Origin of the sequence: Buttiauxella agrestis ATCC 33320 (assembly GCF_000735355.1) — a bacterium.
GTDB lineage: Bacteria > Pseudomonadota > Gammaproteobacteria > Enterobacterales > Enterobacteriaceae > Buttiauxella > Buttiauxella agrestis.
This window is the reverse complement of the sequence record NZ_JMPI01000022.1, coordinates 217,593-231,280: the sequence shown is the minus strand read 5'-3', so window position 1 is coordinate 231,280 and position 13,688 is coordinate 217,593. Positions and strand designations below refer to the sequence as shown.

Genomic DNA, 13,688 nt, shown 5'->3' with positions numbered 1-13,688 from the left:
GGCACGTCGTTATGAAACTTTAAGACTCTCTTTGCGCACCCGCTCAATGTGAATTGCGAGGAACATAATTTCTTCTGTCGTTAACTCTCGTTGATATTCCGTCATCAGATGGCGACTGAGTTTTTCAGCACAACGCCAGGCTTGCGGATAATTATCTTTCACCGCCGCATGTAGCGTGACATCGTCATCTGCCACCACGTTGCGGCTCAGCATTCGTTGGGCAAAAAACTTCAGATGCGTAACAAAGCGCTGATAACTCAGACTCTCTTCGTCATACTCAAACCGCAGTTGGTACTTCACGATCTGCAAGATTTCCTGCATCACCCGGGTCACGTGCATCACTTCCGGCATTTCGCTATTCAACTGCGCAGTCACCAGATGCAGAGCAATAAACCCGGCCTCATCTTCCGCTAATTGAACATTCAGGCGCTTTTCGATGATGGTCAACGCTTCCTGGCCGAGCAAAAATTCTTTAGGGTAAAGGCGCTTAATTTCCCACAGCAAGACGTTGCGAATCACCACTCCCTTCTTTTGCCGCTCTATAGCAAAATGGCAGTGATCGGTCAGCGTGATGTACAGGCTTTCTTGTAACTTACCCAGGCGCTGACGCGAAAGCTCAATAATACGATCGCAGGTGGTCATCACTTCCAGCGGGATTTGGCTAAGTAATTCGCTTAACCGCGCAACCAGTTCGTCACTTTTCAGGGCAAACACTTTCTCAATCTTGTCGTTTTCCAGGGTGTCGCCAATATGCTTCTGAAAGCCCAGGCCACGCCCCATAACCACTTGTTCACGTCCATGTTCGTCAATAATCACCACGACATTGTTATTGAGTATTTTGGCGATTTTCATCAGTACCCCAGAAACAAAAAAACCTGACCTCCGGCAGAAGCCAGAAAATCAGGTTTTGCCTGCCGCAGCAGTAACAATCCAACAATGACACTCTATCAGCTTCGAAACATCACTCAAACGAATGAATTGAAAATCGTGACGAAGATCGCGGCTTAACGTACCGGGTTACAAATCACGCGGGCAATGTCCGCAGAATGCTTAAGTGTACGAATCTCAGTAAACAAGTCCGTTGCCTCAACATATTCTTTACGCAAATACCCCAGCCACTGTTTGATACGCGCCACGTGATACATCCCCGTGTCGCCCTGCTTTTCGAGCTGGCTATATTTTTGCAGCAATTTCACCACATCCGTCCATGGCATCCGCGGCTCATTGTATTTAATCACGCGGCTTAAATTCGGCACATTAAGCGCGCCACGGCCAATCATTACCGCATCACAGCCTGTTGCCGCCATGCAATCTTGCGCGCTTTGCCAGTCCCAGATTTCGCCATTAGCAATCACCGGAATCGACAAACGCTGGCGGATTTCGCCAATCGCCGCCCAGTTTATCCGCTCGGCTTTATAACCGTCTTCTTTGGTGCGCCCATGAACGACAAGTTCGGTTGCACCAGCCTGCTGTACTGCGTCAGCAATTTCAAACTGCCGGGAATCGCTGTCCCAACCCAGCCTGATTTTAACGGTGACAGGTAAGTGCGCAGGCACCGCTTCACGCATCGCTTTCGCGCCACGGTAAATTAAGTCGGGATCTTTGAGTAGAGTGGCGCCGCCGCCGCTGCCGTTCACCAGTTTAGAGGGACAACCGCAGTTGAGATCTACCCCCCAGGAGCCAAGTTCCACCGCGCGGGCCGCGTTTTCAGCCAGCCATTGTGGATGTTGCCCCAGGAGTTGAATACGGACTAACGTACCGGACGATGTACGGCTCGCCTGATGAAGTTCCGGGCAAAGTTTATGGAAGGATTTTGCCGGCAAAAGCTGGTCGACCACGCGCAAGAACTCGGTGATACACAAGTCGTAGTCATTGACCTCTGTCAGCAGTTCACGAACCAACGAGTCGAGAACCCCTTCCATCGGCGCGAGCAGTACACGCATAGCGTTTTTCCGGTAAAAAAAGAGGCGCTATGTTAGCGCCTCTGTATGAGTTGGCAAAGCCTAATTAATTATGCGGATGCAGGCTTACGAGCTGGGCGGCGACGGCCGTTTGCACCAGCAGGTTTAGCGGCACCATCACCCTGTGGGCGTGATGGGCGACGTGGAGCGCTGCTGCGATCTGATGATGCGCCGCCATTGCCGCCACGACGTTGACCCTGGCCCTGACCACCGCCGTTGCCACGACCGCCGCCACGCTGCTGCTGGCGACCGTTAACGATAGGCTCAGCAGGAATGGATGGGTCCACTTCGTACCCTGGAATCGCCATACGTGGCACTTCACGTTTAAGCACGCGTTCAATGTCACGCAGCAGTTTGTGTTCATCAACACACACCAGAGACAGCGCTTCACCCGTTGCCGCAGCACGGCCAGTACGGCCGATACGGTGCACGTAGTCTTCCGGTACGTTTGGCAATTCGTAGTTCACAACGTGTGGCAGTTCTTCGATATCAAGGCCACGCGCGGCGATGTCCGTTGCTACCAGCACACGGATGCCACCGTTTTTGAAGTCAGCCAATGCACGAGTACGCGCACCCTGGCTCTTGTTACCGTGGATGGCCGCAGCAGTGATACCGTCTTTGCCCAGCTGTTCTGCCAGGTGGTTTGCACCATGTTTGGTACGGGTAAACACCAGCACTTGCTGCCAGTTACCTTCGCCAATCATCTGTGACAGCAGTTCTCTTTTACGTTTTTTATCAACGAAATGAACGTGCTGAGTCACTTGCTCAGAAGCGGTGTTGCGACGCGCCACGGAAACTTCTTCCGGGTTGTGCAACAGCTTTTCAGCCAGACCTTTAATATCGTCAGAGAAGGTCGCGGAGAACAGCAGGTTCTGGCGACGAGCAGGCAGTTTTGCCAGCACGCGACGGATATCGTGGATAAAGCCCATGTCCAGCATGCGGTCAGCTTCATCCAGTACCAGGATTTCTACCTGGTCGAGTTTAACTGCGTTCTGGTGTTCTAAATCCAACAGACGGCCCGGTGTTGCCACCAGCACATCGACACCGCTACGCAGTTTCATCATCTGTGGGTTAATGCTCACGCCGCCGAAAACCACCAGCGAACGGATATCTAAATATTTGCTGTAGTCGCTGACGTTTTCACCAATCTGAGCAGCAAGCTCACGGGTTGGCGTCAGGATCAGGGCGCGCACTGGGCGACGGCCTTTCGCATGCGGCTGTTTGTCTACCAGGCGCTGCAACAGCGGCAAGGTAAAACCAGCGGTTTTTCCGGTGCCGGTTTGGGCACTGGCCATCAGGTCACGACCAGCTAAAACAACCGGAATCGCCTGACGTTGAATAGGGGTAGGCTCACGATAGCCCTGCTCTTCCACTGCACGCAGAATATCGGCGTTCAGGCCGAGAGAATCAAAAGACATTTGGAACTCCAGAATCGCCCTGACCGCGAGGTGCGGTGTAGTTTCCAGGGGTTCGTATGACGCCAGTCATTCTGGCGCAAGAGAGGGGCACAAACCACGGTGCCGTAAGCCGCGCAGTGTAACAGGTTTTGTGACTTTGCGCACAAATTCTATTTTTCGATGCATTCACAAGATAAATGTTTGGAACTGGACACTGCGATATCGAGAGCCTACTCTTAATCAATCGATTGATTAACTTTTTAAGAGGTCGGTATGAACGCGACACCGACGCCGGTCACTTCCCGTGGTGAGCAGGCAAAAAACACGCTAATTACAGCCGCCATCGCGCAATTTGGTGAATATGGCTTGCACGCCACGACCCGCGATATCGCCGCACTCGCCGGGCAAAACATTGCCGCCATCACCTACTACTTCGGCTCAAAAGAAGAGCTGTATATGGCGTCCGCGCAATGGATTGCTGATTTCATCACCCACAATTTCCAGCCTCACGTCAAACGTGCCAAAGCTATTCTCAGCCAGGAAAATCCGGATAAACCGCAGATACGCGAGCTGATTCATACCGCGTGCGAGCACATGATTATCCTGCTGACCGCCGATGAAACGCTGAACCTGAGCAAATTTATATCCCGCGAACAGCTTTCGCCCACTCCGGCCTATCAGCTGATTCACCAGCAAGTGATTGCGCCGATGCACACGCATCTCACCACGCTCGTCGGCCGCTATACGGGTCGCAGCCCCGATGACACCGCCACGATTCTTCATACCCATGCGCTGCTTGGGCAGGTGCTGGCATTTCGTCTCGGGCGGGAAACCATTTTGCTGCGGGCCGGGTGGACAACGTTTGATCAAGAAAGCGTGAAACAAATCAGCGATGTGGTGCGCAGCCATATCGATTTCATTTTGCAGGGGTTATCGAGCCAACGAGGAAATGCCAGCAATGAAAAGTAAAAAGCCGATCGTTATCGCCGTGGTGGTTATCGCGCTTATCGCCGCAGGGACAGGCGGTTGGATGTGGTACAAAAGCCAACAAGAGCAAGGGCTGACGCTATACGGCAACGTGGATATTCGCACCGTCAATTTGAGTTTCCGCGTTGGCGGGCGTCTTGCGGCGTTACAGGTTGACGAAGGTGATGCGATTAAAGCTGGCGAACCGCTGGGTGAGCTGGACCAGGGGCCATACCAAAATGCCCTGCTTCAGGCACAAGCTAACGTCGCCGCGTCACAGGCTAAGTTTGATTTGATCATCGCCGGATATCGCGATGAAGAAATTGCCCAGGCCGCAGCGCAGGTTAATCAAGCCCAGGCGGCATTTGATTACGCGCAGAACTTTTATCAGCGCCAGCAGGGTTTATGGGCACGCCGGGTTATTTCTGCCAACGAACTGGAAAATGCGCGTTCATCCAGTGACCAGGCTAAAGCCACGCTGAAAGCGGCGCGCGACAAATTAAGCCAGTACCGCACCGGGAACCGTCCGCAAGAAATTGCCCAGGCGCAGGCCAGCCTGCAACAGGCGAAAGCCCAACTTGCTCAGGCACAATTAGATTTACAGGACACCACGTTGGTTGCGCCCTCCGACGGCACATTGCTGACCCGCGCGGTTGAACCTGGCAGCATGCTGAACGCCGGAAGCACCGTGCTAACGCTTTCTCTGACTCGCCCGGTTTGGGTGCGAGCTTACGTCAGCGAAGTGAGTCTGAATCAGGCGAAACCCGGCACCGAGTTGCTGGTTTACACCGATGGCCGACCGGATAAGCCGTATCACGGCAAAATCGGTTTCGTTTCACCAACCGCTGAGTTCACGCCGAAAACCGTCGAAACGCCGGATTTGCGCACCGATCTCGTGTATCGCCTGCGCATTATCGTCACCGATGCCGATGATTCTCTGCGCCAGGGAATGCCGGTCACGGTGAAATTCAACGATGAGAACGCGCATGAGTAGCCAGGACGGCATCATTGCCCTGCACGGGTTAATGAAACAATTTCCGGGGCAGGAAAAGCCTGCGGTCGCACGCCTTGAATGCGAGATTCATACCGGCTCGGTTACTGGTCTGGTCGGCCCTGACGGTGCCGGAAAAACCACGCTAATGCGCATGTTGGCAGGTTTATTAAAACCTACAGAAGGCACGTCCAGCGTGATTGGGCTTGATCCGGTAGAAGACGACCGCGCTCTGCACGCCGTTCTGGGATACATGCCGCAAAAATTTGGCCTGTATGAAGATTTAACGGTAATGGAAAACCTGAATTTGTACGCCGATTTACGTGGCGTAACGGGCGAGGAACGCAAAAACACCTTTAAGCGCCTGCTGGAATTCACCGCCCTTGGGCCGTTTACCACCCGGCTTGCCGGGAAGCTCTCCGGCGGCATGAAGCAAAAGCTCGGCCTCGCCTGCACCCTGGTCGGCCAGCCAAAAGTGCTGCTGCTTGATGAACCCGGTGTCGGCGTCGACCCGATTTCGCGCCGCGAACTGTGGCAAATGGTGCACGAACTGGCCGGTGACGGCATGCTGATTCTGTGGAGCACGTCGTATCTCGATGAAGCCGAGCAGTGCCGCGACGTGTTGCTGATGAACGAAGGCGAACTGCTCTACCATGGCGCGCCGAAAGAGCTGACGCAGCAAATGGCCGGGCGCTCGCTGCTGGTGAGTCACGGTGAGGAAAATAATCGCAAGCTGTTGCAACGTGCGCTGAAATTGCCGCAGGTCAGCGATGGTGTGATTCAGGGGCGCTCGGTGCGCCTGATCCTCGCCAAAGACGCCTCTCTTGAAGATCTCAGCCACGCGCTTGATGTGCCACCCGACAGCATTTCACAAACCGAGCCCCGTTTTGAAGATGCCTTTATCGACCTGCTCGGCGGTGCCGCCACTCAGGAATCGCCGCTGGGGAAAATCCTGCATACGGTAGAAGGGACGCCAGGCGAAACGGTTATCCGGGCGGAATCATTAACCAAGAAATTCGGCGATTTTGCGGCGACGGACAACGTGGATTTTACCGTCCAGCGCGGTGAGATCTTCGGCCTGCTGGGGCCGAACGGCGCCGGGAAATCCACCACCTTTAAAATGATGTGCGGCTTGCTGGTGCCCACTTCTGGCAAAGCGCTGGTGCTGGATATGGACTTAAAAACCAGTTCCGGCAAGGCACGCCAGCATCTGGGTTATATGGCACAAAAATTTTCGCTCTACGGCAACTTAACCGTGGCGCAAAACCTGCGATTTTTCTCCGGCGTGTACGGCCTGCGTGGCAAAGCGCAGGAGGAAAAAATCAATCGCATGAGCGAAGCCTTCAGCCTGCAACCGATTATGAACAGCGCTACGGATGCACTGCCGCTCGGTTTTAAACAACGCCTGGCGCTGGCGTGCTCGTTAATGCATGAGCCAGACATTTTGTTCCTCGATGAACCGACTTCAGGCGTTGACCCGATTACGCGCCGCGAATTTTGGTTGCACATCAATAGCATGGTGGAAAAAGGCGTCACGGTGATGGTGACGACGCACTTTATGGATGAAGCGGAATACTGCGACCGTATTGGGCTGGTGTATCGCGGCAAACTGATTGCCAGCGGCACGCCAGACGACCTGAAAGAGCAAGCGGCCGATGACGAGCAAACTGACCCGACGATGGAACAGGCGTTTATTACGCTGATTCATCAATGGGATAAGGATCACGAGCATGAGCGAACATAATCAGGCCGTTTCCTGGCGGCGCGTGCGCGCCCTGTGCGTGAAAGAAACTCGCCAGATTGTACGCGACCCCAGCAGTTGGTTGATTGCGGTGGTAATTCCGTTACTGCTGCTGTTTATTTTTGGCTACGGCATCAACCTGGACTCCAGCCGCCTGCGCGTAGGCGTGTTACTGGAACAGCAAAGCGAGGAAGCGCTGGATTTCGCCCATACCATTACCGCATCGCCTTACATCGACCCAACCATTAGCGATAACCGTCAGCATCTTATTCAGTTGATGCAGGCGGGTAAGATTCGCGGTCTGGTGGTGATCCCAACCGACTTCGCGCAAAACATGGCACGCGCAGGCGCGACGGCTCCGGTGCAGGTTATTACCGATGGCAGCGAGCCGAACACCGCCAACTTTGTGCAAGGTTACATGGAGGGTATCTGGCAAATATGGCAGCAGCAACGCGCGGAAGACCGGGGCGAAAAATTTGAACCGCTGATCGACGTGCAGCTCCGTTATTGGTTTAACCCGGCGGCTATCAGCCAGCATTTTATTATCCCCGGCGCAGTCACCATCATTATGACGGTGATTGGCGCGATTCTGACGTCCCTGGTGGTGGCGCGGGAATGGGAGCGCGGCACCATGGAAGCGTTACTCTCGACACAAGTCACGCGCACCGAACTGCTGCTGTGCAAACTTCTGCCCTATTACGTGCTCGGAATGCTGGCGATGCTGCTGTGTATGCTGGTGTCGGTATTTATTCTCGGCGTGCCCTATCGCGGCTCTCTGCTGATTCTGTTTCTGGTAACCAGCCTGTTTTTACTCAGCACATTGGGTATGGGGCTGTTGATTTCGACGATTACCCGCAACCAGTTTAATGCCGCCCAGGTGGCGCTCAACGCCGCATTCTTGCCGTCTATCATGCTGTCCGGCTTTATCTTCCAGATTGACAGTATGCCGGCGATTATCCGCGCGGTGACTTACGTGATTCCTGCCCGTTATTTTGTCAGCACGCTACAAAGCCTGTTTCTGGCGGGGAATATTTCGACTGTATTGATTATCAACGTGCTGTTTTTAATTGCTTCGGCGGTGATGTTTATCGGCCTGACGGCGCTAAAAACTAAACGCCGTCTCGACTAGGGGAACGCGATGTTTTATCGACTCTGGACTTTAATTCGCAAAGAGCTGCAATCCCTGCTGCGCGAGCCGCAAACCCGCGCGATTTTGATTCTGCCCGTGGTGTTGCAGGTGGTGCTGTTCCCGTTTGCCGCCACACTTGAAGTTACCAACGCCACTATCGCAATTTATAACGAAGATAACGGCAGCCACTCGGTGGAACTGACTCAACGTTTTGCACGCGCCAAAGCGTTTAGCCATGTGTTGCTGCTAAAAAGCCCCCAGGAAATCCAGCCGACCATAGACAACCAAAAAGCACTGCTGCTGATTCGCTTCCCGGCCGATTTCTCACGTGATATCGCAAGCCAGCAGCAAGCCAAACTGCAAATTATTCTCGATGGGCGTAATTCAAACAGTGCGCAAATTGCCGCAAATTACCTGCAACAGATTGTGAAGAATTACCAGCAGGAACTGGTGTCCGGGCAGCCAAAACCGAATAACAGCGAACTGGTGGTGCGCAACTGGTATAACCCGAATCTGGATTACAAATGGTTCGTAGTGCCGTCATTGATTGCAATGATCACCACTATCGGCGTGATGATTGTGACGTCACTTTCGGTCGCCCGTGAACGCGAGCAAGGTACGCTTGATCAGCTACTGGTTTCTCCGCTGGCAACCTGGCAAATCTTTGTGGGCAAAGCAGTGCCTGCGCAAATTGTGGCGATTGGCCAGGCAACCATTGTGCTGGGCGTGGGGATCTGGGGTTATCACATTCCGTTTTCCGGCTCGCTTTTGCTGTTTTACTTCACGATGCTGATTTACGGGTTGTCGCTGGTGGGATTTGGTTTGTTGATTTCAGCGCTGTGCTCAACGCAACAGCAGGCATTTATCGGCGTGTTCGTCTTTATGATGCCCGCGATTTTGCTCTCGGGGTATGTTTCACCCGTAGAAAATATGCCGGTGTGGCTGCAAAACCTGACGTGGGCGAATCCGATTCGGCATTTCACCGATATCACCAAGCAGATTTATTTGAAGAACGCGAGTTTTGATATTGTCTGGGGAAGTGTGTGGCCGCTATTGGTTATCGCGGCCACCACGGGTTCAGCGGCGTACTGGATGTTTCGGCGCAAAATTGCCTGAGGTTTTATCTTTGGCGAGCAGCGAATAAATAATCGGCCCGGCAATCATCGCAATACCCGCACCAACGAGCAGAAACTTGTTTTCGACGACGCGTGACAACAGCCACAGGGCAATCATCGCGTTGCCGAAATACCAGGTGGTAGTCAGCTCTTCAAGAAAATCTCCGATATCACGTAACCGCCCTGTCCGCACACGGTGCAGGGCGAACATCAAAATTACTGTTGCTGCATACAGCAAACATAGCCCTATGCCGACCGGTATGAGGGTGGCAGTTTTCCAGCCAACGAGCAGCGCACAGACCACACCCAGATGCAGCATTATCTGCCAGCAGCTTAGGCCTGTCGTCACTTGTACACGTTGTTGCCATTTCATTATTTCTCTCCTGGCCGCTATTTCCTGTCTTTCAGAGTACCGCAGTATGCGGAAAATTCCGTAACGCGGCACCTATTTGTGACAGAGACTACACTTTATTTTCATCAGGATGTTAACAATGCCGGGAGAAGCATGGGTAACAAGTCTCAGCACTTTTCCTTCAAAGTGCTCACAATTAATACACACAAAGGTTTCACCGCACTCAACCGGCGCTTTATTTTGCCGGAGTTGCGTGATGCGGTGCGCGCGGTTTCCGCCGATATCGTCTGCTTGCAAGAGGTCATGGGTGCCCACGAAGCGCATTCGGTGCGTTTTGAAAACTGGCCGGAAACCAGTCATTACGAGTTCCTCGCCGATACGATGTGGAGCGATTTCGCCTATGGCCGCAACGCGGTTTATCCCGAAGGGCATCACGGGAACGCGGTGCTGTCTCGCTTCCCTATCCATCATTTCGAAAATCGTGATATCTCGGTCGAAGGCCACGAAAAGCGCGGCATGCTGCATTGCCAGATGAATGTGCCGGACAAAAATGTGCGCGTACACGTGATTTGCGTGCATCTCGGTTTGCGTGATGCACACCGTCAGGCGCAGCTCAATATGCTGTGTCAGCTGGTGAATAATCTTCCGGAAGGCGAGCCGGTGGTGGTTGCCGGGGATTTCAATGACTGGCAGCAACGCGCCAACAGGCAATTAAAGCAAACGGGTTTGGATGAGGTGTTTACTCGCGCATCTGGCCGTCCGGCTCGCACCTTCCCTGCCCGCTTCCCACTGCTGCGCCTTGACCGAATTTATGTGAAAAACGCTTCCGCAAGCGCACCAACAGCCCTGCCGTTGCAGCAATGGCGGCATCTCTCGGACCATGCGCCACTCGCCGTGGAGATTCATCTATGAAAAATAACTGGCGCGACGGGAACCGGATTTCATTACTTGAAAACGGTGATCAGTTTTTCCCTGCGGTATTCAAAGCCATTGAACATGCGCGCAGTAAAGTGCTCCTCGAGACATTTATCTGGTTTGAAGACGATGTCGGCAAGCAGTTACATAAAGTCTTACTCGATGCGGCACAGCGCGGCGTTAGCATTGAAGTTCTGCTTGATGGCTACGGTTCACCCGATTTAAGCGACGAATTCGTTGAACAGCTGACAACGGCTGGGGTGCTATTCCGCTATTACGACCCTCGCCCATTGGTGTTCGGGATGCGCACGAATTTATTCCGCCGTATGCACCGAAAAATCGTGGTGGTTGACGGTTCGGTGGCGTTTGTCGGCGGGATTAACTATTCCGCAGAACAGATGAGCGATTACGGCCCGGAAGCCAAGCAGGATTATTCGGTAAAAGTCGAAGGCCCGGTGGTGGACGATATTTGTCAGTATGTGATTTCTAACTTGCCGGGCAATGACCACAAGCGCCAGTGGTGGCGACGCCGCCGGAATCCTGCACAAGAAAACCTCACACCTGGTGAAGCGCAGGCATTGTTCGTCTGGCGTGATAACGACCAGCATCGCGATGATATTGAGCGTTATTATTTGAAAATGCTCAGTAAAGCCAAACGCGAAGTGGTTATTGCTAACGCGTATTTCTTCCCTGGTTACAGGTTGCTACATGCGATGCGTAACGCATCGCGGCGTGGGGTTTCGGTGAAGCTCATCGTGCAAGGCGAGCCGGATATGCCGATAGTCAAAGTCGGTGCTCGTCTGCTGTACAACTACCTGGTGCGCTCCGGGGTGAAAATCTACGAATACCACCGCCGCCCGCTGCACGGCAAAGTCGCTATTATGGATGACCACTGGGCCACCGTCGGCTCCAGTAATCTTGACCCGCTGAGTTTGTCGCTAAACCTCGAAGCGAATCTGATTATTTATGACCGCACGTTTAATGACACGCTGCGTGCCAATCTGACCTCGTTGATTGCCAAAGACTGCCATCCAGTCGTTGAGTCAATGTTGCCAAAACGAACCTGGTGGAATTTGGGTAAAAGCGTGCTGGCATTCCACTTTTTGCGCCACTTCCCGGCCATGGTCGGCTGGTTGCCCGCTCACACGCCCAAACTTGCGCAAGTCATGCCCCCGGCGCAGCCACATATGGAAACTCAGGACAGAGTTGATATGGGTAATCCGGCTTCCGCCGGTATTGAGAGCGACGCTGAAACGGAAAACCAGGGAGTGAAATACTGATGTCGCACTCTCATCCTAAATGGCGCAAAGCAAAGAAAATCCTCACATGGTTATTTTTTATCGCCGTTATCGTATTGCTGGTGGTGTATGCCACAAAGGTTGACTGGCAGGAGGTCTGGAAGGTTATTAGCAACTATAACCGCCTGGCGCTGTTTAGCGCGGTCGGACTGGTTATCCTGAGCTATCTGATTTACGGCTGTTATGACCTGCTGGCGCGCTCGTATTGTGGGCACAAACTCGCAAAACGACAGGTGATGCTAGTGTCGTTTATCTGCTATGCATTCAACCTTACGCTCAGTACCTGGGTGGGTGGCATTGGCATGCGCTATCGGCTTTATTCACGGCTTGGGCTACCCAGCGCCACTATTACGCGCATCTTTTCCCTGAGTATTTCAACAAACTGGCTGGGTTACATTCTGCTGGCCGGGGTGATTTTTACCGTGGGTGTGGTGCAGTTACCGGATCACTGGTACATCGACGAAACCACGCTGCGGATTTTAGGTGCCGTATTGCTGGCGATTATTGCGGTTTATCTGTGGTTCTGCGCGTTTGCCAAACATCGCCATATGACGATTAGAGGCCAGCGTCTGGTGTTGCCATCGTTCAAATTTGCGCTGATGCAGCTCGTCATTTCCAGCAGTAACTGGATGGTGATGGGCGCAATTATTTGGCTGTTATTGGGTCAGCAGGTGAATTATTTCTTCGTGCTGGGCGTGTTGTTAGTGAGCAGTATCGCCGGGGTGATTGTGCATATTCCTGCCGGAATCGGCGTGCTGGAAGCCGTATTTATCGCACTGCTTGCCGGGGAGCATGCCAGCAACGGCACCATTATTGCGGCACTGATTGCCTACCGAATGCTTTATTTTATCGCCCCGCTGCTGCTGGCGATTGTGTGCTATTTGGGGCTTGAGAGTCGGGCGAAGAAAATACGAGTGAAGAACGAGAAGAAGCTAAACAACCCTCACCCCAGCCCTCTCCCTGAGGGAGAGGGAGCACGCTTTTCCCCTTCTCCAGGGGGAGAAGGCCAGGATGAGGGCGAAAGAACTTAGCGGCGGTTGCCGAAAATACGCAGCAGCATCAAGAACAAGTTGATGAAGTCGAGATACAACGTCAACGCGCCAAGAATCGAATACTTGCGCATGGTTTGCGTATCGCGAGTATCAATTTGCTCGCCGATGTTTTTCAGCTTCTGCGTGTCGTAGGCCGTCAGACCGACAAACACGATGACGCCGATGTACGTCACCGCCCACATCAACGCGGTGCTTTTCAGCCACATATTGACCAGTGAAGCTAAAACAATACCGATTAGCGCCATAAACAGCATATTGCCAAAGCCGCTCAGGTCGCGTTTAGTGGTGTAGCCGTAGAGGCTCATCGCGCCAAACATCCCGCCTGCCACTACAAACGTGCTGGCGATAGACGAATAGGTGTAGACGATAAAAATACTGGAAAGCGTCAGACCCGTCAGTGCCGAATAGAGCATGAACAGGCTGGTTGCCATACCCGCGCTGAGCTTATGCACCATGCCAGAGAGCACAAACACCAGCCCCAATTGCACGATGATCAGCCCAAAGAAGGTGATCTTGCTGGAAAAGACAAATTCCATCACCGCTGGCGTATTTGCGGCGTACCATGCGATAAATGCCGTCAGTAACAGGCCGCAGGTCATCCAGCCATAAACTTGTGCCATGTATGCCTGCAAACCGGTACGGGCCTGCTGCACGATGGTGTCATTGGAACGTGGGAATCGATCCATGATGCTTCCTTAAGTGAATTACGTTGACCGAATATCAGGCTCAAAGGCCTGTACCTTAAGATTAACACAACTACATGAAGGTGCC

13 protein-coding genes are annotated in these 13,688 nt (G+C 53.2%); 8 read left to right on the top strand and 5 right to left on the bottom strand.

Going from position 1 to position 13,688, the window contains the following annotated elements; genetic code table 11:
• Positions 1-9: 9 nt before the first annotated feature.
• From bglG to rhlE, 3 genes are all read right to left on the bottom strand, one after another.
• Positions 10-852, bottom strand: coding sequence for a transcriptional antiterminator BglG (bglG, locus tag GBAG_RS05825; RefSeq protein WP_034494177.1), 843 nt, complete (start codon positions 850-852; stop codon positions 10-12).
• 152 nt (positions 853-1,004) lie between these two features.
• Positions 1,005-1,943, bottom strand: a complete 939-nt coding sequence (gene dusC / locus GBAG_RS05820) for a tRNA dihydrouridine(16) synthase DusC (RefSeq protein WP_034494175.1) — start codon at positions 1,941-1,943, stop codon at positions 1,005-1,007.
• 68 nt (positions 1,944-2,011) lie between these two features.
• Entirely contained in the window at positions 2,012-3,379 is a 1,368-nt protein-coding gene (gene rhlE, locus GBAG_RS05815; protein WP_034494173.1) for an ATP-dependent RNA helicase RhlE, read from the bottom strand.
• Between the two features lie 252 nt (positions 3,380-3,631).
• Between rhlE and cecR the strand changes: the two genes are divergently transcribed.
• Genes cecR through GBAG_RS05790 form a run of 5 tightly spaced genes read left to right on the top strand, consistent with a single transcriptional unit; the run spans position 3,632 to position 9,301 of the window.
• Complete coding sequence (cecR, locus tag GBAG_RS05810; RefSeq protein WP_034494171.1) at positions 3,632-4,327, top strand: transcriptional regulator CecR; 696 nt, start codon at positions 3,632-3,634, stop codon at positions 4,325-4,327.
• On the top strand, positions 4,317-5,318 hold the full coding sequence (hlyD, locus tag GBAG_RS05805) for a secretion protein HlyD (RefSeq protein WP_034494169.1): 1,002 nt from the start codon (positions 4,317-4,319) through the stop codon (positions 5,316-5,318). The genes cecR and hlyD overlap by 11 nt, the downstream gene beginning before the upstream one ends.
• On the top strand, positions 5,311-7,059 hold the full coding sequence (locus GBAG_RS05800) for an ATP-binding cassette domain-containing protein (protein ID WP_034494167.1): 1,749 nt from the start codon (positions 5,311-5,313) through the stop codon (positions 7,057-7,059). Before hlyD ends, GBAG_RS05800 begins: the two co-directional genes overlap by 8 nt.
• The gene (locus GBAG_RS05795) at positions 7,046-8,185 is read left to right on the top strand and encodes an ABC transporter permease (RefSeq protein ID WP_034494165.1); all 1,140 of its coding nucleotides are present in this window, start codon (positions 7,046-7,048) and stop codon (positions 8,183-8,185) included. Before GBAG_RS05800 ends, GBAG_RS05795 begins: the two co-directional genes overlap by 14 nt.
• Before the next feature lie 9 nt (positions 8,186-8,194).
• On the top strand, positions 8,195-9,301 hold the full coding sequence (locus GBAG_RS05790) for an ABC transporter permease (RefSeq protein ID WP_034494163.1): 1,107 nt from the start codon (positions 8,195-8,197) through the stop codon (positions 9,299-9,301).
• On the opposite strand, the gene GBAG_RS05785 is transcribed toward GBAG_RS05790, so the two are convergent.
• Positions 9,263-9,673 (bottom strand): YbhQ family protein, encoded by a 411-nt coding sequence (locus GBAG_RS05785; RefSeq protein WP_034494161.1) that lies wholly within the window; start codon positions 9,671-9,673, stop codon positions 9,263-9,265. The genes GBAG_RS05790 and GBAG_RS05785 overlap by 39 nt on opposite strands.
• A gap of 132 nt (positions 9,674-9,805) precedes the next feature.
• Between GBAG_RS05785 and GBAG_RS05780 the strand changes: the two genes are divergently transcribed.
• From GBAG_RS05780 to GBAG_RS05770, 3 genes are read left to right on the top strand one after another with little or no spacing between them, the layout of a single operon-like run.
• Positions 9,806-10,564 (top strand): endonuclease/exonuclease/phosphatase family protein, encoded by a 759-nt coding sequence (locus tag GBAG_RS05780; RefSeq protein ID WP_034494159.1) that lies wholly within the window; start codon positions 9,806-9,808, stop codon positions 10,562-10,564.
• On the top strand, positions 10,561-11,847 hold the full coding sequence (gene clsB, locus GBAG_RS05775) for a cardiolipin synthase ClsB (protein WP_051873644.1): 1,287 nt from the start codon (positions 10,561-10,563) through the stop codon (positions 11,845-11,847). Before GBAG_RS05780 ends, clsB begins: the two co-directional genes overlap by 4 nt.
• The gene (locus tag GBAG_RS05770) at positions 11,847-12,896 is read left to right on the top strand and encodes a lysylphosphatidylglycerol synthase transmembrane domain-containing protein (protein WP_081908379.1); all 1,050 of its coding nucleotides are present in this window, start codon (positions 11,847-11,849) and stop codon (positions 12,894-12,896) included. The genes clsB and GBAG_RS05770 overlap by 1 nt, the downstream gene beginning before the upstream one ends.
• On the opposite strand, the gene GBAG_RS05765 is transcribed toward GBAG_RS05770, so the two are convergent.
• Positions 12,893-13,603: a Bax inhibitor-1/YccA family protein gene (locus GBAG_RS05765; protein WP_034494157.1), complete on the bottom strand. Its 711-nt coding sequence runs from the start codon at positions 13,601-13,603 to the stop codon at positions 12,893-12,895. The genes GBAG_RS05770 and GBAG_RS05765 overlap by 4 nt on opposite strands.
• Between the last annotated feature and the right edge of the window lie 85 nt (positions 13,604-13,688).

Coding starts and splice junctions, on each gene's coding strand:
- dusC (WP_034494175.1), bottom strand. CDS start 1,943: ATGCGTGTACTGCTCGCGCCGATGGAAGGGGTTCTCGACTCGTTGGTT.
- rhlE (WP_034494173.1), bottom strand. CDS start 3,379: ATGTCTTTTGATTCTCTCGGCCTGAACGCCGATATTCTGCGTGCAGTG.
- clsB (WP_051873644.1), top strand. CDS start 10,561: ATGAAAAATAACTGGCGCGACGGGAACCGGATTTCATTACTTGAAAAC.
- GBAG_RS05790 (WP_034494163.1), top strand. CDS start 8,195: ATGTTTTATCGACTCTGGACTTTAATTCGCAAAGAGCTGCAATCCCTG.
- GBAG_RS05765 (WP_034494157.1), bottom strand. CDS start 13,603: ATGGATCGATTCCCACGTTCCAATGACACCATCGTGCAGCAGGCCCGT.
- GBAG_RS05795 (WP_034494165.1), top strand. CDS start 7,046: ATGAGCGAACATAATCAGGCCGTTTCCTGGCGGCGCGTGCGCGCCCTG.
- GBAG_RS05785 (WP_034494161.1), bottom strand. CDS start 9,673: ATGAAATGGCAACAACGTGTACAAGTGACGACAGGCCTAAGCTGCTGG.
- cecR (WP_034494171.1), top strand. CDS start 3,632: ATGAACGCGACACCGACGCCGGTCACTTCCCGTGGTGAGCAGGCAAAA.
- hlyD (WP_034494169.1), top strand. CDS start 4,317: ATGAAAAGTAAAAAGCCGATCGTTATCGCCGTGGTGGTTATCGCGCTT.
- GBAG_RS05770 (WP_081908379.1), top strand. CDS start 11,847: ATGTCGCACTCTCATCCTAAATGGCGCAAAGCAAAGAAAATCCTCACA.
- GBAG_RS05800 (WP_034494167.1), top strand. CDS start 5,311: ATGAGTAGCCAGGACGGCATCATTGCCCTGCACGGGTTAATGAAACAA.
- GBAG_RS05780 (WP_034494159.1), top strand. CDS start 9,806: ATGGGTAACAAGTCTCAGCACTTTTCCTTCAAAGTGCTCACAATTAAT.
- bglG (WP_034494177.1), bottom strand. CDS start 852: ATGAAAATCGCCAAAATACTCAATAACAATGTCGTGGTGATTATTGAC.